17 protein-coding genes are annotated in these 21986 nt (G+C 39.0%); 16 read left to right on the top strand and 1 reads right to left on the bottom strand.

Annotated elements, in window-relative coordinates:
* The first annotated feature begins 406 nt into the window (after window positions 1-406).
* From JI666_RS18355 to JI666_RS18280, 16 genes are all read left to right on the top strand, one after another.
* The gene (locus JI666_RS18355; RefSeq protein WP_206894496.1) at window positions 407-1198 is read left to right on the top strand and encodes an SGNH/GDSL hydrolase family protein; all 792 of its coding nucleotides are present in this window, start codon (window positions 407-409) and stop codon (window positions 1196-1198) included.
* 103 nt (window positions 1199-1301) lie between these two features.
* Window positions 1302-2444, top strand: coding sequence for a non-hydrolyzing UDP-N-acetylglucosamine 2-epimerase (gene wecB, locus JI666_RS18350; protein ID WP_206894494.1), 1143 nt, complete (start codon window positions 1302-1304; stop codon window positions 2442-2444).
* A 266-nt stretch (window positions 2445-2710) separates the two neighbouring features.
* Entirely contained in the window at window positions 2711-4798 is a 2088-nt protein-coding gene (locus tag JI666_RS18345; protein ID WP_206894493.1) for a cell wall-binding repeat-containing protein, read from the top strand.
* A 44-nt stretch (window positions 4799-4842) separates the two neighbouring features.
* Window positions 4843-5496 carry a hypothetical protein gene (locus JI666_RS18340; RefSeq protein ID WP_206894492.1) on the top strand — a complete coding sequence of 218 codons (654 nt, stop codon included), beginning with the start codon at window positions 4843-4845 and terminating at the stop codon, window positions 5494-5496.
* Between the two features lie 317 nt (window positions 5497-5813).
* Entirely contained in the window at window positions 5814-6593 is a 780-nt protein-coding gene (locus JI666_RS18335) for an ABC transporter permease (RefSeq protein WP_206894491.1), read from the top strand.
* Window positions 6594-7319 carry an ABC transporter ATP-binding protein gene (locus tag JI666_RS18330; protein ID WP_206894490.1) on the top strand — a complete coding sequence of 242 codons (726 nt, stop codon included), beginning with the start codon at window positions 6594-6596 and terminating at the stop codon, window positions 7317-7319. It begins immediately after the preceding gene.
* Window positions 7316-8524, top strand: a complete 1209-nt coding sequence (locus tag JI666_RS18325; protein ID WP_206894489.1) for a glycosyltransferase — start codon at window positions 7316-7318, stop codon at window positions 8522-8524. The genes JI666_RS18330 and JI666_RS18325 overlap by 4 nt, the downstream gene beginning before the upstream one ends.
* A 61-nt stretch (window positions 8525-8585) precedes the next feature.
* Entirely contained in the window at window positions 8586-9869 is a 1284-nt protein-coding gene (locus JI666_RS18320) for a nucleotide sugar dehydrogenase (protein ID WP_206894488.1), read from the top strand.
* Between the two features lie 12 nt (window positions 9870-9881).
* Window positions 9882-11252 carry a nucleotide sugar dehydrogenase gene (locus JI666_RS18315; protein WP_286170950.1) on the top strand — a complete coding sequence of 457 codons (1371 nt, stop codon included), beginning with the start codon at window positions 9882-9884 and terminating at the stop codon, window positions 11250-11252.
* Window positions 11253-11275: 23 nt separating this feature from the next.
* Window positions 11276-13396, top strand: a complete 2121-nt coding sequence (locus JI666_RS18310) for a glycosyltransferase (protein ID WP_206894484.1) — start codon at window positions 11276-11278, stop codon at window positions 13394-13396.
* 21 nt (window positions 13397-13417) lie between these two features.
* Window positions 13418-14119, top strand: coding sequence for a glycosyltransferase (locus tag JI666_RS18305; protein ID WP_206894483.1), 702 nt, complete (start codon window positions 13418-13420; stop codon window positions 14117-14119).
* 178 nt (window positions 14120-14297) lie between these two features.
* A complete protein-coding gene (locus JI666_RS18300; protein WP_206894481.1) occupies window positions 14298-15989 on the top strand; it encodes a methyltransferase domain-containing protein in 1692 nt (563 codons plus the stop codon).
* On the top strand, window positions 15986-17050 hold the full coding sequence (locus JI666_RS18295; RefSeq protein WP_206894479.1) for a glycosyltransferase family 4 protein: 1065 nt from the start codon (window positions 15986-15988) through the stop codon (window positions 17048-17050). Before JI666_RS18300 ends, JI666_RS18295 begins: the two co-directional genes overlap by 4 nt.
* A 372-nt stretch (window positions 17051-17422) precedes the next feature.
* Window positions 17423-18649 carry a glycosyltransferase family 4 protein gene (locus JI666_RS18290; protein ID WP_206894477.1) on the top strand — a complete coding sequence of 409 codons (1227 nt, stop codon included), beginning with the start codon at window positions 17423-17425 and terminating at the stop codon, window positions 18647-18649.
* Complete coding sequence (locus tag JI666_RS18285) at window positions 18646-19764, top strand: glycosyltransferase family 4 protein (RefSeq protein WP_206894475.1); 1119 nt, start codon at window positions 18646-18648, stop codon at window positions 19762-19764. The genes JI666_RS18290 and JI666_RS18285 overlap by 4 nt, the downstream gene beginning before the upstream one ends.
* 34 nt (window positions 19765-19798) lie before the next feature.
* The gene (locus JI666_RS18280) at window positions 19799-20764 is read left to right on the top strand and encodes an LCP family protein (protein WP_206894473.1); all 966 of its coding nucleotides are present in this window, start codon (window positions 19799-19801) and stop codon (window positions 20762-20764) included.
* 57 nt (window positions 20765-20821) lie between these two features.
* Here JI666_RS18280 and JI666_RS18275 read toward each other — a convergent pair whose 3' ends face one another.
* Window positions 20822-21901, bottom strand: coding sequence for a glycosyltransferase family 4 protein (locus tag JI666_RS18275; RefSeq protein ID WP_206894471.1), 1080 nt, complete (start codon window positions 21899-21901; stop codon window positions 20822-20824).
* Window positions 21902-21986 lie beyond the last annotated feature (85 nt).

Here is a 21986-nt window from a genome sequence, read left to right as displayed (position 1 = left end):
CTCGCTTTCCGCGGGCGGGCGGTGAGCCTCCTCGTCGCTAACGCTCCTGTGGGGTCTCACCTGTCCCGCTAGTCCCGCAGGAGTCGAGCATCCTTCCGCTCCAATTAGCGTAGTCAGGTTCTTTTACGAAAGTACTTTCAAAAACAACAATCTTTTAGAAAAGAGCCTTTCGTATACATTGTTGCTATAGGAGTGGGGGAATCTCCGCTCCAGTATGCTCGCTTTCCGCGGGGCGAGCGGTGAGCAACTTGCGCTCTAATTAGCTAAGTTTGGTTTTTATAAAATAATTCTTTCATAAGCAATAATCTATTAGAAAAGATCCTTAATTTATACTTGCAATCATTTTCTTTTTATTACAATAATACTAATAGATACCATTATTCGACAGATTTCTAGGGGGGAAGGTATGAAGAATGTAGTGTTTCTACTTGCTATCATTGGGTGCATAGCACTAGTGGTTGCTGGTAAATTTCATTGGGATGAGAAAATTGAACAGTCTGTACATCCGGTAAGTGCTGAAGAAGAGTCTTCATCCGAACTTGAAAACGAAAGTGAAAAGGTAATTGAACAACCCATTTCAAATGATGAACTGAAAGAATTAGTAGCTAATTTTCCAGAACAGCTTCAAGAAAAAATGATGGCTTCTAATGATCCAATTTCAGTTGTTATGGTGGGTTCTGAATCAATTGGTACAAAGGATTCCGGTCTTCAAACTATTGTAGAAGAGGGCTTAGCTTCTTCCTATTGGAAAGGCGCTTTTACTGTAGAGCAATTAACCTTTAAGAAGGAAACAACAGAAACGATTGTTGAGGAGAAATTATACAAAGACGTAATTGAAAAAAATCCCGATGTCGTATTTCTGGAAGCATTCACGCTTAATGATAATGGAAACGTGACGATTGACGAAGGTCATCAGAATCTCTCAGCGATTATTTCTAAATTGAACAAAGGCATACCTGGAGTTAGCGTTATTTTAATGCCTTCAAATCCTATTTCTGATCCTCAGTATTATTCCTATCAAATTAGTGCTCTTGCGAAATATGCAGAGGCGAAGGATTATGTTTATTTGGATCATTGGAAAGAATGGCCACCTGTAGATGGGGAAAAGATCGATGACTATTTACTTGACGCAAGACCAAATGATAAAGGGTTTGAAGTATGGGGAGACGTTATTGTAGATTATATGAGTGGTAAATAAAATGGAGCCTTCCTTTTCTTAAGGAAGGCTTTTGCTTTTTTGGTTCTGTTTTAATAAGATGGAACAGAACATGCATCATCATTCGGATAAAAGGAGAGTCAACATGGCACCTGTTAAAGTAATGAGTGTTTTTGGGACAAGACCTGAAGCGATTAAAATGGCACCGCTAGTAAATGAATTGAAAAAGCATCCACAGTTCATCACACCGCTTGTTGCCGTAACAGCACAGCATCGCGAAATGCTTGATCAAGTTCTTTCTATTTTTGATATAGAACCAGATTATGACTTAAATATTATGAAAAGCAAGCAATCACTTGCGGATATTACTACTCGAGCTCTTACTGGGCTTGATGAAGTCATGAAGACCGAAAAACCAGATCTTGTCCTTGTGCATGGTGATACAACAACGACTTTTGCTGCAAGTTTGGCAGCTTTCTATAATCAAGTTGCTGTGGGTCATGTAGAGGCTGGGCTCCGTTCTAATGATAAATGGTCTCCATTTCCTGAAGAAATGAATCGTACGTTAACAGGTACGCTCGCAGATCTTAATTTTGCTCCTACGATGCGAGCGTATGATAATTTATTAAATGAAGGCAAAAAACCAGATCAAATTTACATAACAGGCAATACAGCAATCGATGCGTTGAAAAATACGGTTCGTTCTGATTATTCTCATCCGCTTTTAACGAAGGTAGAAGGTAAGAGGATGATTCTTCTTACTTCCCATAGACGGGAGAATCACGGAGAACCAATGAAGAATATTTTCAAAGCGGTTAATCGTATTGTGAAGGAGCACGAAGATGTGCATGTCGTTTTTCCTGTTCATTTAAATCCAATGATTCGGGAATTAGCAGATGACGTATTAGGTGGCAACCCACGTATACATCTCACTGAGCCGCTGGACGTCATCGACTTTCATAACTTCGCATCAAGAGCTTCATTCATTCTGACAGACTCTGGCGGCGTTCAAGAAGAGGCGCCATCCCTCGGTAGCCCGGTACTTGTGCTAAGAGAAAATACGGAAAGGCCAGAAGGAGTTTCAGCTGGAACACTTAAGCTTGTTGGAACAGATGAAAACACCATTTATAAGGCAGCAGCAACACTACTGACAGATGATGCAGAGTACAATCGGATGTCAAAAGCCTCGAACCCGTATGGTGACGGATTAGCATCTAAACGAATTGTCGATGCCATCCTCTATTATTTCGAGTTATCTAACACAAAACCAACATCATTTGTTGAATAATCTATGTAAAGGACTATTCTGGTTTATCAGAATGGTTCTTTTTAATATGCTATTTCTAAAGGGTTTTTTCTAAAAGATTGTTTCTTTTAAAAAATTTTTCTATAGAGAACCCCACTTAGCCGATTGGAGCGGAAATCCCCCACTCTTATAGTTATGTTAGATCTCTAGTAGAATACTCTTATTTTGGAAAAGTTCCTAAACTAGCATAGAACTTCACCTCTCTCTGTAATAAAATGGTATAGAAAACCATGATAGGGGAGTGAACTATGAAGAAACGGTTTATTATAAGTAGTTTTGCATTCATTTTGATGCTTTTTCAGCTGCCGTCATTTGCCAATGCAGAGAAGTTTATCGTGATTGATCCCGGCCATGGAGGGAGCTTCACTGGTACTGCAGGCTACTCAGGGAACAAGACAGGATTCTATGAGAAAGTAGGTACTCTCAAGATTGGGTTAAAACTCAGGGAAGAACTGAAAGGAACAGATATTAAAGTTTTCATGACGCGAGCAACCGATCGGGATTTCGCAAATGATCAGAAAGAAGATCTTATTGAAAGAACGAAAATCGCTAATCAATATGCTAAAGGAAATAATGATAATTCGCTATTCATCTCCATCCACCACAATGCCTATCCTTATAGCACACTTGTTAGAGGTTATGAAACCTATTATTATAGTAAAGCCGCTGCATGGGACGAAGAATATCCACCAGACCCTATTCAAGTTGGGTTTGAATCAGAGAGTCGTCGTCTAGCAAATCTTGTCCATCCTCTCGTCCTTAAAGGAACAGGGTTACAAGACAAAGATATACATAACGATCAAGCTTTTTATGTTATTCGAAACACACAAATGCCTTCAGTACTTGTTGAATTAGGGTATATGTCAAATCCTTCTGAAGAAAGCCTAATTAAATCAAGTGGTTTTCAAAATGATGCAGCTGAGTCTTTAGCCAAAGCTGCGATCAATTTCTTTAAAGTATTTGAAGTGAAAGATCAAAAAGGCAAGGTCATTAAGCAGTTTACTTCACGAGATGAAGCTATCAACTATGCCAAACAGCTTATGAACGTAACGGTATTCGATAAAGATAAGCAAAAAACAATCTATGATTCTATTAATAAAAGGTACGAAGTATTTGTTAAAGGAACAGATTCTGTTAAAGCCTTTACTGAACTTTCGGATGCAATCGAGTATGCAGACGATCAAGAAAATGCCAAGGTCATGGATCAAAAGACGGGTACAGTAGAGTGGTCCAATTATTTAAATCGACCTTATCAAATTCAGAACGAAAACGGATTTAGCCAGGGTAATTACTACGAAATGAGTCAGGCTAAAAATGCTGCTAGTTCAATGAAAAACATAAAAATCGTCAAACGTTCCTCAGGAGATATTCTATGGACGAACATATCAGGCGTTGAGATCACAAAGTCAGTGGATGTTGCATCACTTGCTGGTATTGATCGTTTTGAAACAGCAGTGAAGATATCAAAGCAAATCTATCCAAATGGTTTTAAGTCCAATAAAGAAGAGAAAACGGCCATTCTGACTGATGGCTTTGGGTATGCTGATGCGCTCTCAGTTGGACCTCTTGCAGCCCAATTAGGTAATGCGCCAATTCTTCTGACAAGATCTTCAGCACTTGATCCATTTACTGAAGAAGAAATAAAACGATTGAAAGCAGATAAGGTTATCTTAATTGGTGGTCCGAATGCCATTTCACCTTCCGTTGAAACTAAAGTGAAGAAGTTGGGTGTAGCTGTTGAGCGTATAGGTGGAGAGGATCGCTATGAAACGAATTTAATGATTAATAAGAAGTTAGATAAAGATTTAAAGGGTGTATTTGTGGCAAATGGCTATAGCTATGCAGACGCATTAGCTAGTGCCCCCATCGCTTCATCCGCCAATTGGTCTATTCTTTTGTCCGATAAAGATGGACTATCTGATCAAGCCTTAGAATACCTCGATGGGAAGCAAACCAAAGTTCTTGGTGGAGAAGCGGTTATGTCCCCAACAATTGACCGCCAGATTTCCGATTTAAATGGTGGATCAAGCGTGGAACGTTTAGCGGGGGAAAACCGATATGAAACACTTGCAGCTGTTGTTAGTGAATTTAGAAATGAGATGAAATCAGATACAGTCCTCCTTTCAATTGGGAAAGATTTCCCTGACGCTCTCGTTTCTTCCTCTTTATCAGTTAAATCAGGTGCGCCACTTATTCTTGTAAATAATGACCTAAATTCGTCTGTTCAAGATGTGTTATGGGAATATGGCATGGATAATCGTGTGACGTCCCTACTCACCATTGGAGGAAGAGTGGAAGAACGAGCGAAAAATCAAGTGGTGAATCGATTGTATTGATTTAATTTCAACGTATATGAAAGTCTGATCGCATGGAGGGATCTATGAAGAACAAAGTAGGAATTGTAGTTATTCTGCTTCTTCTAATTATGGCCGGTTGTGGAACAGCATCGTTAGAGAATCAAAGTGCAACGACTCAAGGCACTGGTGCTCATGATCAGAGCAACTCATCAACTGAAGCAAATGGTGAGGCAAAAGAAATAGAAGTTCAATTAACAACCTATCGTCCTAAGACGGGTGATACTAAAGTATTCACATCAAATAATGAAACGATTTTTACAGAAACGATTATTAATCAGAATGATGAATATGTTCAGCGGATGATCACGCTTGGTAGCATGAAGACGATGCAAATCTTAAAATGGTCTGATGAGAATGTAACAGTTGTCTATGAAGACGAGAATTCTGGTGGGGATATTGAAAGTGTTCTTGGTGAATTTGAAGCGGTGGAAGAGATAGCTACTCTTGTTGAACAGCCAACAAGTGAGAATGCAGATTTGGAAATAACGAAAGTCGACAGCGTTGAGGTTCCATACGGAAGTTTTGAGGATGTCTTGAAGGTGAGAAAAGCAGCAGGAGAGGATGGCGTGATGATCACAACTTATTACGCCCAATCTGTCGGTCTCATTAAGCAGGTCTATGAAACCACGGGTGAAAACTCACAAAAAGAAATTGCAGAACTCTCTTCCATCAAGTAAAACACGAGAAGCAGCCTTTACGGTTGCTTTTTCTTATTGGCTCATGTGTTAACAATGGAATCTGTAAAAGATGGTAATTCAGGTTTAATTATGTAAGAATGAGTTGATGATTGCTACTATACGGAAACGTTAAGTTTTTGTAAATTACGGTTGAATAAGGGGGAGTATTGACGAAAAAGTGTAGAGAAATGCCGATACATCAAGGCTTTTCGATTAAAGTTGAGCCTTTTCTGTTTTAGTAGACGGTTTAAGTGTAATTATATAAAATATAACAAGACGTTTGTAACTATAAATGTGGTTAGATTAGGAGTTAAGTGATGGTAAAAAAATTACTCAATGATTGGCGAAACAATAAAGATTTGCTTTATCATCTGACAGTTTCTGAACTGAAATCGAATACAGCAAGAACGTATCTCGGAACGTTATGGTGGATTGTTGATCCTATTCTCTATATGGCGATCTATTATTTTCTCGTTGGTATTATTTTAAATAGAGGTGGAGACGATTACGCAGTTTATCTATTCACGGGGTTAATTCCACTTAAATGGGCAACGGCATGTATGGTCGATGCCACTACAGCGATTTCGTCAAAAGCGAGAATTCTTCAACAGGTATACGTGCCAAAGTTAACGTTTATTTTGGTTAGGCTTGGCGTGAATACATTTAAGTTTCTTGTAAGTTCGGTCATTATGGTTTTATTCCTCTACTTTAGCGGAGTGGAATTAACTGTCAATGCCCTGAATTTCTTTATATTAATCGTATTTAACCTTCTTCTATTACTCCCGATCATGATCATTATGGCTCATATCGGAGTGTACATGAAGGATATCAAGAATATGATGCAATACATTTCACGAACATTGCTTTATTTATCACCAGTACTTTTCAGAATGGAAGATGTTCCTGAAAGACTGCGAGATCTGCTTTACTTTAATCCGTTCACAGACTTTCTAGTCTCCTACAGAAATATTTTCTTATATAAGGGACAACCGCTTTGGGAAAATCTCTTCATTATATTAGCTATCTCATTAGTCCTGTTGTTTATTGGACTTCGCATTTTGAACAAATACGACAAACAATACGCTAAGGTGATTTAATTGAAAAAGGACATCATTGAACTTAATAACATATGGGTTTCGTATCCGGAGCACTCAGATAATCCAATTAAACAATTAATCAGCAAGAATAAAAAGCAATTCTGGGCGTTAAAAGGCCTGGATTTTACAGTGAAAAAAGGTGAAGTACTCGGTATTATTGGACGGAATGGATCGGGTAAGAGTACTCTCTTGAAACTGATGAGTGGCTTAATTGAACCTGATAAGGGCGATTACCATGTGGAAGGAAAGCGTCCAATGTTGCTTTCACTTGGGGCAGGATTTCAGCCGGAATTATCAGGGATTGAGAATATCTATCTTAATGCTTTGCTTTTAGGGAATCGCAAAAAGAAGATAGATGACAATCTCGAATCCATCATTGAGTTTTCAGAGTTAGACGATTTTATATATAAGCCTGTTAGAACTTATTCGTCTGGGATGAAGGCTAGACTCGCCTTCTCGACTGCCATCATGCTTGATCCAGAAATTTTATTAATTGATGAGGTTTTGGGCGTTGGAGACTCTGCATTTCAAAAGAAATGCAAGGATGCGATTCTAGAAAAGATTCAACAGGATCGGACAGTTATTCTTGTGACACATTCCTCAGGACTTGTGAAGCAAATTTGCGACCGGGTTGTTTGGATTCATCGCGGTGAACAGAAAGCTGTGGGAGATACAAAAGAAATCGTTGAGCAGTATGATGAATTTATGAAGGCTAAACGCAAATGAAGCAGATTCTTATGGTTTTGTTTAAAGACATTGATTACGATGCGAGGGTTCAGCGTGAAGCTATTGCGCTTGCAGAAAGTGGTTATAGGGTGACGATCTGCTGCTTGAATGAGCACGATACTGAGCCCACGTTCTTGCATGAGTTGATCGATATTATCAAGTTATCGATCTCAACAAAGCAAGCAAAGAAAGGAATGGCGAACGGACCATCAAGAAAGCCATCCTTTGTAACGAAAGTAGTGAGGAGTCCACTAATCAAACTTGCCAAAGATCAGTATGCCGGGTACGAATTCTACAAAAAAGTGAAGCAGGTGATGGCGTCTCATCAAATTGATGCTGTTCACTGTCATGATTTAAATACGCTTCCTGCAGGCAAACGGTTGGCTGAGCATTTTGGATGTAAGTTAGTGTATGATTCACATGAGCTTTTTAACGAAATGACAGGACGAAATAAGCTAGATAGACGCTACGGTTACTTTATTGAAGGAAAGCTGCTTAAACAAGTCGATCGGCTCATTTCCGTTAATCCATTCTTGTTAGATAAGTTCAAGAGCCGGTATGGTGAATTACCGGCTGCTATTTATTTGCAGAATATTCCGCTGTTACGCCATGAGAAGGAACGAAAGAATGATCATTATTTTCACCATCTATATGGATTAAGCACTGATAAGATTGTGCTTTTGTATCAAGGTGGATTCTCAAGGAATAGAGGTATTGAGCTTTGTGTGAAAGCAATGAAGCAGTTGGATGAATATTTTCATCTTGTTCTACTTGGTGATGGTGACATAAAAGGAGATCTTGAAAAACTGGTTAAAGAAGAGCAACTTGATTCTCGCGTGCACTTTCATCCTAAAGTATCTCCTGCAGAGATTCTTTCACTCACAAAAGAAGCGGATATCGGTCTCGTGATGTATGAGAATGTTAGTAAAAATAATTATTACTCGACACCGAACAAGATCTTCGAATACATGCTTATGGGACTCCCTGTAGTATCTTCTAATCATCCAGGGAAAGCCTATCTATTAGAGGAATATGATTTTGGATTAGCCATCGACGAAACGGAAGAGGCCATTGTAAGGGCAATTAAGGCGATTGGGCAAAGAAGGAACTATTATGTTCAAAAATGTCACGAAGCAAGTAAAGTGTTGAATTGGCCAAATGAATCACGCAAGCTCATTCATATGTACAATGAGCTGCTTCCTTAAAAGAAACACAAACGCAGCGCTAATTCTGAAATTGAGGACCGTAAGTGAGGAGTTGTAAATTATGAAACTTGTCGTAATGGGCTTAGGATACATTGGCCTACCTACTGCTGTGATGTTCGCAAAGCATGGAGTTCAGGTCCATGGTGTCGATATAAATGAGCAAGTAGTTGAGACGTTACAGAATAAGGCACTTCATATTGAAGAGCCTGGACTAGGCGATATGCTTATCGAAGCGATTGATTCTGGTAACTTAACGTTTGGCACAACGCCGGTACCTGCAGATGGCTTTATTATTGCAGTACCGACACCTGTTAATCCTGACAAAAGTGCAAACTTGAACTATGTTAGGTCTGCTACAGAGATGATCAATCCATTTCTAGAAAGGGGAAATCTTGTTGTTCTTGAATCAACAAGCCCACCTGGAACAACGTTAAAGGTTCTTGCCCCTATTCTTGAGGAAACAGGGTTAAAAGTTGGTAAGGATCTTCATGTAGCTTACTCTCCTGAACGGGTCTTACCTGGTAAGCTGCTAGAGGAACTTGTTAATAATAACCGCATTGTTGGAGGAGTTAATGCTGAGTCGAGTATCATGACGGAGCGAATTTACAAAATCTTTGTAAAAGGAATTATCCACCAAACGGATGCAACAACAGCAGAAATGGTAAAATTAATGGAAAACACGTATCGTGATGTGAATATTGCACTTGCAAATGAGCTTGCTCGGATTGCAGAAAATGTAGGTTGCGATATTTGGAAAGCTGTTGAATTGGCCAACTGCCATCCAAGAGTAAATGTGCACTCGCCTGGTCCTGGAGTTGGTGGACACTGTATCGCAGTAGATCCCTGGTTTCTTGTTGAAGCTAGTCCGGAAGATGCGACGCTTATTAAGACAGCGCGATCCATTAATGATGGTGTTCCAGAAATTATTGCAGAACAAATCCAGGAGCGTATTGAGGGTATTGATAAACCAAAAGTTGCGCTGCTTGGACTAGCTTATAAAGGAAACATTGGCGATGCACGTGAAAGTCCGTCGATTACTATTTTGCAGCACTTAAAAGAGATGGGAATTAGCTGCTCGGTTCATGATCCATATGTGTTAGATAAACGAATTGACAATCAATGTGAGACAGTCGAACAAACTGTTCAAAATGCCGATTGTCTTGTTCTGTTGACCGATCACAATGAGTATAAAGAGCTTGATTTTAGAGCACTAACGCCTCTTATGCGTCATGCTTTGCTATACGATACTAAGAATATGATTGACAAAGAAAAGGCAGAAAATGCTGGATTTCAGTATGAAAAAGTGGGGAAATCCCAAATCAACACGAATTTATTACATTTATAAAGGATGAATGAGATGAAGGAATCTTTGTTAAATAAGTTTGAAACAGGTAATGCACGTGTTGGAGTTATTGGACTCGGATATGTAGGCCTTCCGCTTGCTGTCGAAATGGCTCAAAAAGGCTTTGAAGTATATGGAATCGATGTATCTACAGAGAAGATGGACATCCTAAGTAAAGGGAAGAGTTACGTAATGGATATTTCCGATGAGCAAGTTGAAGCAATCATCGGTAAAAACTTTTTCCCGGGAGATGATTTTTCAGTTATCTCGAAACTTGATGCCGTAAGCATTTGCGTACCTACACCACTTGCGAAAACGAAAGAACCAGATGTTTCGTATATCAATGCTGTTGTAGAAAAGTTAGTTGAGTATATGACAGAAGGAACGCTTGTTGTTCTTGAAAGTACAACGTATCCAGGAACAACGGATGAGTTAATCAAAGCTGTTATTGAAGAACAAACTTCTTTCCGTGCTGGAGAAGATTTTTTCCTTTGTTTCTCACCTGAGCGTGTTGATCCAGGTAACCAGCAGTTCAATACAAAGAACACACCAAAAGTACTTGGTGGCGCAACAAAACCATGTCTTGAACTTGGTGTTGCTCTTTATAGCTCTTTCCTCGAAAACATCGTTCCTGTTAGCTCAACAAGCGTTGCGGAAATGGTGAAGCTACTTGAAAACACGTTCCGTAGTGTAAACATCGGACTTGTTAATGAGCTTACAATGATGTGTGATCGCATGGGAATTAATGCGTGGGAAGTGATTGATGCAGCAGCGACCAAGCCGTTTGGTTATATGCCTTTTTATCCTGGACCAGGAATTGGCGGACACTGTATCCCACTTGATCCAGCTTATCTTTCTTGGAAAGCAAAAATGTTTAACTTCTACAATCGATTCATCGAGCTTGCAAGTGATGTAAATGGTAATATGCCAAGATACGCACTTAACCAGGCAGCAGATATATTGAACGATAATGAGAAATCTATTAAAGGCTCTAAGATCTTTATTCTCGGTATGGCCTATAAGAAAGATATCGATGATCTCCGTGAATCTCCTGCACTTGAAATTTATCGCCTTCTTGAAGACAAAGGTGCTCATGTGTATTATCATGATCCTTTCGTTTCTAGCTTCAAGAATGGAGATGAAGTGGTTTATTCCGTGGAACTGAACGATCAGAATCTAGATGATGCTGATTTGGTTGTGATTGCAACTAACCATACAACAGTTGACTATGATTATGTTATCGAACGTTCGAAGCTTATATACGACACACGGAATGTGACGAAGAACTACAAAGATTCGAAAGGTAAAGTAACGCTTTTAGGCGGACAGCAGAACTTTGATTTACCTACGAATGTTGAAGAAAATTCAAGCGTCAATCCAAAGTAATTGAAGTAAAAGGAGAATTCTGAATGAATTTTGATGTTAGCCCATTTTATACAGAAAATATCGAAGTTTCTATTAATGAGGGTAGCTTAAATAATAAATTGGTTTCACACGGGAAAAAAGCAAATTCCCTTCTTGTTCTTTCTGGAAATGGGGAAACACAATCTTCACTGGAACTTGTAAAGCTTGATCAACAGGTCTTTGAGCTCGTTCGTTATGATGAGGAATTGCAATCAAAAAGTGAAGCCTATCGTTCATTGCCACGTGAGCTTCAGGAGAAGTTAACACTTCAGCAGATTAATTTCTATGATCCAGAGAGGCTCAGGTCTTACAAATCGGATATGATTATTCTGGAGGGAACTTTTACAAAACGTTTCTTTGAAGAAGCTTTCCTGAAAGGTGTTTATACACTTCTAGCAGAAGAACTGAACGGGTCGCTTGTTGTGAAATTACCTTTGAATAGTGGTACTGAAGACATTTCAGAAGTTGTGCTTTGTTTAAATCAATTTTTTGTTGCAACTTCAATGGGCTTCGAAGACGGTTATTTCTACTTCTTTGGTGAACCACGTACTGTCGTGTCAAAAGACCGTATTAAGCAAGAAGTGACAAGCGACCTGCTAGCATCCATTCTCAAATTGGAGAAAGCTCTTCAAAAGTTGAGTGTAAGCGAGCAGGAAGTACAAACGAAAAGTGAAGACCAGGAAGACGTTATTGCGAAAGCTGTAGCGAATCAAAATCTTGATCAGGTTATTCAACAGCAATTCCAGATTCGCGAACTCAACGAACAGTTGAAAAGTGTAACCAATGAATCGAGAAAGAAAGATAAACAGCTTGCGCAAGTAACCCAGAAATATAATCGAGCGCAACATATCGTTAACCATATGAATTCCAATGCATCCGCAAGGTACCTAATTGGTGATGCTGTTATGGGTTCTTCGAAATCCTTTGGTCGAGCCATTCGCCTTCCGAAGCGCTTGCTTCAAATTTACCGTGATGCGAAGAATGGTAAATTAGGGCGTATTAAAAATGGATCAGGATCGTTTGAAGTTGAACCGATTGATGATGGCAACGCGATTCTTTTTGTCCCTACAAACGGTGCTGGACTCGGTCATTTGACTCGCTTGCTTGCGATAGCAAGACGAGTGAAGCGTATTGATCCTTCAAAGAAAATCATTTTCCACACAACAAGTTCAGCCATGCACCTAATTCTACAGGAAGGTTTTCTTGGGTATCATTTACCTTCGAAAATGCTATTTCCAAAAGAAATGAGTGCGAAACAATGGAATGCTATGTTGCGTGACCATCTTGAAACAGTCATTAGTATCCACCAACCAGAAACGATTGTGTTTGATGGTGCATTTCCATATGCAGGGCTTGTTGCTTCCATGCGTAAAAAAGATGGTCTTAGGAAAATTTGGGTTAAACGAGGTCAGCATAAAGAAGGAAAGGCAGAGCTTGTTGAATCGAAGGAAAGTGAATTTGATGAAGTGTATGTGCCTGGTGAAGCTGGTGGGGAAAACAGTTTGCGTAAAGAGGGCATTAAAACATACTGTGAGCCAGTGCTTTATCTTGACCGAGAAGAACTTAAGGACAGAGAAAGCGTACGTCGTCAGTGGAATATTCCAGAAGGCATGAAGATGGTGTACGTGCAACTAGGTGCAGGTAAAATCAACGACATCCATTCGACCATTTCAATCTTGCTAAATGAGCTACTGAAGAGAGAAGATGTCTTTGTTGTAATTGGCGAATCCATTATCGGTAACCGAATGGATCTTAAAATGGATCGTGTTCTCACGCTAAGGGACTATCCCAACTCAATTTATTTCAATGCGTTTGATTTAATCGTTACAGCGACTGGGTACAACACGTTCCATGAAGTAATGTACTTTGGCGTTCCTTCTATCTTAATTCCAAATGAAAACACGAAGACGGATGACCAAGTAGCTAGAGCAATGATTGCAGGAAATGCTGGAGCGGCTATTGTGTTAAGAGAGCCTGGAGCTTCTGACTTTGAACAAGCGATTGAAAAAGCGTTAGATGAAGATAACAATCGCGACATGAGAAAGAATGCGCTTGCCCTTATGAAAGAAAATGGTGCTCAGCAAATGGCTGAAATGATCGTGGCAAATGTCGTAGCAAACAACTAGAATATTCTCGGGAGAGTGATGATGGTGAAACGTAAGATTTTAGTACCAATCGCATTTAATAACTGGGCGTTAACAGACGTGAATGACAATCGTTTAACGAAGGAATGGATTGACCATCGCATGGGGATCTTTATGAAATATACGTGTAGAAGTCTTAAAGCTCAAACAAATCAAGACTTCACTACGATCCTTCAATATGATCAACGCTCAGAAGAACATGTATTAAACGCTCTTAAACAACATGATCCACTTCCAGAAAACATTAAGTTTGTGCCTAAGAATGCATACAACAAAACACTTGAACGAGAAATTCAGGATTATGACGAAGTTTATTTTGCTCGAATTGACTCTGATGATATGTACCATAAAGGTTATTTTGAATTTCTAAAGAATCATCAACCACAGCAAGGTACTGAGGCTCTTATCAATCAGTTTGGCTACTTCTATGACGAGTATTCAGATAAAGTGGCGACTGCAAAGATTCAGTCTCCTCCTTTCTACACTTTAATTTACAATGTAGCTGAGTATCTTGAAGGGAAGCGTCACCCTGTAAAAGGTCATCTTTCCGTTCATAATTTGAAACATGAATTATTAGAGCCGAGGAACTATGTTCAGGTAATTCACTCTAATAATATGTCGACTTCATTTGAGAACCGATATATTGATGGACTGATTGAAGATGAGAATGAGAAGAATCAAATCCTCAGTAATTTCTGGGGCTAGAACATTCGTTGAAAGAGAGAGCTGTCGGATAAGTAATCCGGCAGCTTTTTCAATCAATAACGTCAATAGTTTAACAAATTAGGATGCTAGCCTTTTTTGAACATGCTGAATCATATATAATGCTAATAAATGGTATCTAATTATTAAGCTGCATGAGCAGTATAAACAGGAGAATGGCATGTTAAAAAATCAGTTAGAACACCTGAAAAGTAAACGTCTTTCGTTGCCTAAATCTCAAATAGCCCGTTTAAAATGGTGCGGTTCTCGAGCTTCAGGTCGCCATATCCTCCAAGTTAGTCAGTCACCAGGAATCTTGACTCTTATTAACAAAGATAATGATTTAGATATGGTTAACCTATTAGAATTAGATGACGCTGGCATTGTTGATCAGTCATTTGACTGTTCTTCTTCTTTTTGGGAAGGAAATTTATCACATAACATTTCTTTTCCTACAAACTATTTTGATACGGTGATTGTTGATGAACGTCTTGAGGTTGTAACGGACACTAAAGTTATGGAGAACTTAAAAAGACTACTTAAACCAAACGGAAAAATTATTCTTACTCAGAAACTTAACGAAGCAGTTCATTTAACAAAGCAATGGACATCTCTTCTTACTACATTTGAAGAACTTGATAAACGAGTCGACGCTCATTATGTGAGCTGGGTTGGGAGAAACGCAGATCCAACTGAAACAGAAGTAAGAATAGAGCACCTCCTAACGGAAATAAAGGAGCAGATCAATCAAACGAATATAGAGCTAGAAGAAAAGATTCAACAAGCACTACAACATAAAAAAGATGCTGAGTTAGCACGGTTAGAAGAAGAAAGTAAGCTTAAAATGAGTATTCCGTTTTTGAGGAAAAAACAGCAAGACCGAATTGAGTTAATGGAGCTTACCAAAAAGGAAAAACTAGACCTTATCCCTCAATTAAAAGAAGTCGATATACATACAAAAGCAATTGAACAACGTACATTAGTGTCTAACTATTTCAGCGAACAGAACGTAACAATTGTCCTAGGTGAGAAAGAATATTACAGTGATAGTAGTCTGAAATTCTCTCATCAACTAACGCGCTCTCTTCTGAATAAAGGAGCTAAAGTTATTTATGTTCCTAGTGAAGAGCCCCATAGTATAAAACCAATTTATAATGAATCAACTGGATTATGGCAAATCACTCAGAAAGATTTCTGGGAACTGGTTCCTTTCTTCAATGAACCTACTTTAGTTATAACAGAACCAGATCTTCTACTAGCAAAGAAAGTGGGGAGGCTCCAATGGAAAAGATGGAGCATCTACTATTTTAATGGATCAAGTATTCCTTTTCAGAATGAAGCGCACTCATTTTTAATTGATACCCTTGAACCAAAGAACTTTATCGCTGAAATGGGGAGTAGGTATCCGTTTAGTGCAATAGAAATAAGCCGTCTTCCGAAATATAGCGGTACTACTGAGACTACAAAACGAATAGTAGGTTTTATTGGCGATTTGGATACTGGTCATGTTAACTACAACATCATAAAGCAATTGCTAGTAGCAAATGCAGATCTAATCATTGAACTAATCGGCTACAATGTTCCAGAAACAAAGCCAATTCGCTCAAGCAGATTGAAGATTCGAGAATACACCCATTGTGATGAAGTGACGAAGCGGATACAAAGATGGATGGGTGGCATACTACCTCTTCATGATCAAGGTGAAACGGCCGCTATTCAATTGATGAATGCGATTGTATTCCCTATTTATGATATCAAGGATGGGAGTCAGTTCATTCAAGAGAGTGCTTTTTTACCTTCAACGAACACTGAAACAATGGCTGATGTACTAGAGCAGTGTCTCCATTCAGGTGGAAGGGGAGGCAATCTATGAAAATACTATATATCTATCGCTATTTACTGCTTGGCGGTGTAACAACGCAACTAGCCAACAGACTTGGTTTCTTGCGAGATGTTAGCGATCCCCACTTTATCTTTTTATCAGATCATGGGGGAAGAACGGCTTTTAAAGATTATGATAAATTAAAAGTTCTGTCAGACCCAGCTCCTATATACGAATATATAAGCGAGCAGCAATTTGATTTAATAATTGCGATTGATACGAAAGAAATAACAGACTATTTGATTGAAAAGCAGTGTCAAACGCCAATTATTCAGGAAGTTCACGGTATATCATACAAGCTGAACTACCTAGTCGAAGAAGATTCGAGTGATTTTCAGGGGTACATTGTGCCTTCATCATTTAGTAAAGAGCGAATTATAGTAGATTATCATGCACCTGAAGAAAAGACCTATGTGATCCCGAATTGTCTGGATACGACACTCTTTACTCCAAAGCAGACAGAGCTAATAACCAATAAGAAAATTATTTGTTGGGTTGGAAAGTTAAATGATCATAAGAATTGGATTGGATTTCTAGACCTAGCAGAAAAACTGGCTCACAATCGCGATGATTGCGTTTTCTGGATTGTAGGTGGTGAAACTGCCTCCATGAAAGCAACGAAGCACTTTTTTGAAGAAGTGAATAATCGTAATGTGAGTATCAACTGGATTGACCGTATGGAGTACAGTGAAATGCCTGAACTTTATTCTATGGTAGCGCAAAGTGGCGGTTGCACTGTTAGTACCTCTAAAGGAGAATCGTTCGGAATGAGCTTAATTGAGGCAATGGCCTGTGGCTGCCCGGCTGTTGCGCCATCTGTTGGTGCGATTCCTGAGATTTATACCGAAACGCTTGAACGACTAACCTATGAACTACATGATATCTCTTCATGTGCAGCTATTGTAAGTCGTCTTCTTGATGACCCTAATGAACGAAGTGAACAAATAAAGAATGGCATGACAAAAGTACGTGCAAACTATTCGATTGACCGTGTGGTTTCCCGCTATTATGAATTACTTCAAAAGCTAACCAAAACGCAAGAAATCTGGTGACCTCACCAGATTTCTTCTTTTAGTATGGCTCTGCTCTAATAGATTGTTTCTTTTGAAATTGGATTTTTACTAAAGAGCAACACCTAGCTAATTGGAGCGGAAGGATGCGCGACTCCTGCGGGACTAGCGGGACAGGTGAGACCCCACAGGCACGCCCAAGCGTGCCGAGGAGGCTCAGCGCCCGCCCCGCGGAAAGCGAGCATCCTGGAGCGGAAATTAACTCACACTTATAGAAACAATTGTTAACGAGCTGTAAATTTTCCTTTACAGCTTCAATGGTTTCAGTAATCAACTTTTCATTCGATTCCCAAGGAAGTATAATGAAAGAAGTGTTTAAATGTCGTATTCTTGTTAAGAGGGAAAGGATTTATTATGAAGATTCTATATATATCTCAACATTTCCCCCCGGAGATTGGTGCAGCACAAGCGCGTGCTTATGATATGTCAATGAATTTAGTAGAAGAAGGTTGTGATGTAACGGTTGTTACTGCTTTTCCTAATCACATGTCTTCTAGAAAATTCATCAAATCCAGCAAACACCTTGGTTTGAAGGTTATTCGTTCTTTTGTCGTACAAGATACGAAGAAAAGTACGCTACGTAGAATGCTGAATTATTTATCGTTTATGGTGACGTCCATTTTTTCAGGTTTATTTGTAAGCAAGCCTGATGTAGTTTTTGCTACGACACCTCAGCTTTTTGCTGGACTATCCGGATATGTATTAAGCAAACTTAAACGTGCAAAATTCGTAATTGAAGTCAGAGATCTATGGGTGGATTTTGCAGAGGTTTTAAATCAAATAAATAATAAAAAGTTATTAAAGCTTGCACGAAAGCTTGAGTGGTTCTTGTTTAACCAGGCAGATCACATTATTGTCGTAACTCATGGATACAAGCGCTATCTTGTGGAAAAAGGGATATCTGCGGACAAAATAGATGTGATTACAAATGGTGTAAACCCTAAAGAAGCCTGTGATCTCGTGCCTGAAGATGGAAGAGCCATACGGAGTGAATATGGATTAGAAAGTCAATTCATTGTTCTTTATGCAGGAAACATGGGTATTGCACAGGGGCTGAACACGGTTCTTGAAGCAGCTGAGCGTCTTAAAAATGACCATTCCATTACGTTTGTGCTAATTGGAGAAGGTGCTGAGAAAGAACGATTGAAGTCTTACAAAGCTGAACGAGGGCTTCAGAATGTATTAATCCTGGATAGCCGAGCGAAACAGGAGCTTAATGGCTTCTATGCAGCAGCAGATCTTTGTTTAGTGATTTTGAAGAATCATCCGCTTTTCGAAATCACAATACCATCTAAATTATTTGATTGTCTTGCAATGAATAAGCCTGTTCTTCTAGGAATTGGTGGCGAATCAAAGGATATTGTTAAAAGCTTAAATGCAGGCTTATTTTTTGAACCGGAAAATCCTGAGTCGCTTGCGAATGTCGTTATTGAAGCAGCTTCCAATCCTGAGATCATGGACATGCTTGATAAAGACGTAAGAAGCAAAATGCTCGTAAGGTATAACCGTCAGGATCTATCGAAGAACTTAGCGCAATTACTGCAATCTACTCTCTATAGTGTAAAAGGTTGGTCTCAATGAAAAAAGTGTGTGTCATCACTTCGATCCATTCACCTTATGATGGACGTATTTATCACAAGCAGTGTAAAAGTTTAAAAAGTGCAGGTTACGATGTTGTTCTAATTGCTCCTGAACCAGAAGTTTGGGAGTCTGAGGACATCCCTCTCATCACTTTCAAGCGTCCTTCAAGCATCAAGGAACGTATTTTGTCGACTTTCCATCTTTATAAATTAGCTAAAAATACAAAAGCGGACATCTACCATTTTCATGATCCAGAACTTATGATTGTAGGCGTAATGATTGAAATGGTGCTAAAGAAGCCCGTTATTTATGATGTTCATGAACATTATCCTAATACAATCATGGGAAGAGAATACATTCCTTCCGTCATTAAAGTACCGATGAAATTTGCTTATATTGCAGTAGAAAAAATCGCGCTTATGAAAATAAGCGGTGTGATCTATACAACGGAGGAAATTGGTCGCCGATATGCATCTTATAATGGATGCAAAATCGAGAATTATCCGCTTAAAGGAATGTTTCCAGAAGGAATGAGAGAGAAAGATCCTGATCAACTTATTTATTTAGGTGGAATTACAAAGATAAGAGGAGTGCTTGAGCTTTTATGTGGCTTTAGCAAAGTAGTAGACAAAGTCCCTCAAGCAAAGCTTCTCTTTCTAGGAAGTTTTGAATCGGATGCGTTTAAAGAAGAAGTATATAATCTGATTGGTGAAAAGGGGATTGAAGAGAATGTATCCTTCATAAGCAGGGTACCCTACGAACAAATATCCTCTTATGTTGATCGCTCATCAATTGGGATTCTCCCTTATCTGCCATATCCGAATCATCTTGTAGCTCTACCTAACAAGTTATTTGAATACATGGCGGCAAGCAATGCGATTATTGCTTCACACTTTCCTCATTATAGGAAGGTGATTGAGGATAGTCGAGGTGGACTGGTTATTAATCCTGAAGATTCTGCAGACATTGCGGCAAAAATCACACAACTATTAAATCAACCTAACGAAACGGCACAACTCGGCGAAAACGCTAGAAAAGCCTTTGAAAATAAGTATAATTGGTCATGCGAAGAAAAAAAACTGCTTGAATTTTACCATGCTTTGTTACGCAGGTAACGGTAAAGAATGAGTTTGGAACGGGGAATGAATAATGAAAAAGAAGCAATCAAGAATGAGAAGAAGGCGAAAAAAGAGTTTTTTTCGCAGGCTTTTAACATTTGTACTTCTCGTTGTTTTGATCCTTATCGGATATGGCGCATATCTTGCTTATAACGCCTATGATGCCGCTTCAGGCTCCTATCAGGGGCTCTCACGAGGCGAAAAATCAGCTTTACGAGATGCACAGGTCGCAGTTACGAAAGACCCTATATCGATCCTTATTATGGGTATTGAAGATTACTCAACAGGCGGCGAGAATGGACGTACAGATACGCTGATGGTCGCAACGATCGATCCAGATACGAAAAAAGTAAAATTACTAAGTATCCCTCGCGATTCAAGAGTACAAATCGTCGGTAAGGGAATCGAAGATAAAATTACTCATGCCCACGCTTATGGTGGAACCGAAATGACAATTAACACAGTAGAGAACTTTCTTAATATACCAATTGATTATTATGTAAAAGTAAACTTCGAAGGATTTAAAGATGTTATTGATGAAATCGGAGGCATAACTGTCGACGTTCCATTTGACTTCATTGCCCACACAGATGTCCCAGGTGGCAGAGCAGAGTTCAAGGAAGGTCCAATGAATCTTGACGGGACGGAAGCTTTGGCGTATGCGAGAATGCGGAAAAGTGATCCACGAGGCGATTTCGGAAGAAGCGATCGACAGAAACAAGTCATTAAAGCTGCTATGGATGAAGTCTCCTCAGCTTCTGGTTTAATGAAGCTAGATGATATCGCACAGCATATCGGTAACAACATAGAAACGAACCTGAAGCCAACTGAATTGTTTGCTTTGCAAAAAGCGTACTCAGGTGTTAGCTCATCCAACATTGAAAGCCTTACGTTCGATGGTACGGATCAAAGATTAGACGGTGTGTATTACTTTATCCCAACTGATGAGAGTATTTCTTCAGTCAGTCAGGAGCTAAACGCAATTCTTACACAATGATTCGTTTTTAACTCAATAGCCAATAATAAAAAGCATCCGCACATGTGCGGATGCTTTTTAACGTTTCATCGTGCTTGTAAAGATCAAAATTTTCTTGAGAGTATTAATCAGTGGTTTACGCTGATTCCCGATAACACCGATAAGCTCAGCAGTAAACTGGATAACAACTAAAAGTAAGATCAGTAAGAAGAGTGATCCCCAAAGTGTAGATGCCGAGAAAAGAATGGCTGATACTCCAAAGAAAAAGCTCAGTAGATAAATGATAATGACCGTAGATTGATGTGAAAAACCGATTGCCAATAAACAATGGTGAATGTGAAATTTATCTGGAGTAGATATTTTTTGCTTTTTCATAACTCTTCTTATGATAGCGAAGAATGTATCAAATATGGGAACTGCAAGAATAATGACGGGTATAATAAGGCTGAATACTGTAACGCTTTTGAATAATCCTAACATCGAAATGACCGATATAGAAAAACCAAGAAAAAGTGCTCCTGTATCACCCATAAAAATACTGGCTGGATGAAAATTAAAGATCAAGAATCCGAGCGTACTACCAATGAGGATTACGGCAAGGGCAATAACAACTAACTGTTGATCAAGTACAGCCATGGTTAATATAGATCCTATAGCAATTGTGGATACGCCTGCAGCTAATCCGTCCAATCCATCAATTAAATTAATGGAGTTCGTGACTCCTACAATCCAAAGAACTGTAATAATGAAGCTCATAAAGCCAAATTCTATTCGACCAACGAATGGAAGTGAAACGAACTCGACTTGCAGTCCTGAGGTTGCAACGATAACAGCTGCAATAATTTGACCAATTAGTTTTACCTTGGGTGAAATAACAAATCTATCATCAAAGACACCTAGGACAATAATAAGTGTTCCAGCAATAACGATTTCGGTCATATAAGGTGAATAAGGCATGAGATAAAGAAATCCAGCTGCAGTACCGGCGAAAATAGCAAGACCGCCAGCTGAAGGCATGAGGCCTTTATGAACCTTACGTTGATTTGGGTTATCAGCAATTTTAAATTTAAGTGATAAATATTTAACAATAGGTGTAGCAATAATTGCAACTCCTATTGAAAGTAAGAACGCAATAATATATTCCGTTAACGAATACAATGAAATCCCCCTCTAATTGAGGAATAGTAACTCATTCCTTCCATATCATATCAAAATAAGTAGTTATTGCAAGGTGTTTCTTGTG

This window comes from Bacillus sp. NTK071 (genome assembly GCF_017303315.1).
In the GTDB taxonomy this organism is placed as follows: domain Bacteria; phylum Bacillota; class Bacilli; order Bacillales; family Guptibacillaceae; genus Guptibacillus.
Note: the sequence above shows the minus strand (reverse complement) of the source record. Positions and strands in the feature narration are given on the sequence as shown.

Bases quoted from the DNA above. Each gene is read 5' to 3' on its own strand.
- JI666_RS18355 (WP_206894496.1), top strand. From the start codon at position 407: ATGAAGAATGTAGTGTTTCTACTTGCTATCATTGGGTGCATAGCACTA.
- wecB (WP_206894494.1), top strand. From the start codon at position 1,302: ATGGCACCTGTTAAAGTAATGAGTGTTTTTGGGACAAGACCTGAAGCG.
- JI666_RS18345 (WP_206894493.1), top strand. From the start codon at position 2,711: ATGAAGAAACGGTTTATTATAAGTAGTTTTGCATTCATTTTGATGCTT.
- JI666_RS18340 (WP_206894492.1), top strand. From the start codon at position 4,843: ATGAAGAACAAAGTAGGAATTGTAGTTATTCTGCTTCTTCTAATTATG.
- JI666_RS18335 (WP_206894491.1), top strand. From the start codon at position 5,814: ATGGTAAAAAAATTACTCAATGATTGGCGAAACAATAAAGATTTGCTT.
- JI666_RS18325 (WP_206894489.1), top strand. From the start codon at position 7,316: ATGAAGCAGATTCTTATGGTTTTGTTTAAAGACATTGATTACGATGCG.
- JI666_RS18320 (WP_206894488.1), top strand. From the start codon at position 8,586: ATGAAACTTGTCGTAATGGGCTTAGGATACATTGGCCTACCTACTGCT.
- JI666_RS18315 (WP_286170950.1), top strand. From the start codon at position 9,882: ATGAAGGAATCTTTGTTAAATAAGTTTGAAACAGGTAATGCACGTGTT.
- JI666_RS18310 (WP_206894484.1), top strand. From the start codon at position 11,276: ATGAATTTTGATGTTAGCCCATTTTATACAGAAAATATCGAAGTTTCT.
- JI666_RS18305 (WP_206894483.1), top strand. From the start codon at position 13,418: ATGGTGAAACGTAAGATTTTAGTACCAATCGCATTTAATAACTGGGCG.
- JI666_RS18300 (WP_206894481.1), top strand. From the start codon at position 14,298: ATGTTAAAAAATCAGTTAGAACACCTGAAAAGTAAACGTCTTTCGTTG.
- JI666_RS18295 (WP_206894479.1), top strand. From the start codon at position 15,986: ATGAAAATACTATATATCTATCGCTATTTACTGCTTGGCGGTGTAACA.
- JI666_RS18290 (WP_206894477.1), top strand. From the start codon at position 17,423: ATGAAGATTCTATATATATCTCAACATTTCCCCCCGGAGATTGGTGCA.
- JI666_RS18285 (WP_206894475.1), top strand. From the start codon at position 18,646: ATGAAAAAAGTGTGTGTCATCACTTCGATCCATTCACCTTATGATGGA.
- JI666_RS18280 (WP_206894473.1), top strand. From the start codon at position 19,799: ATGAAAAAGAAGCAATCAAGAATGAGAAGAAGGCGAAAAAAGAGTTTT.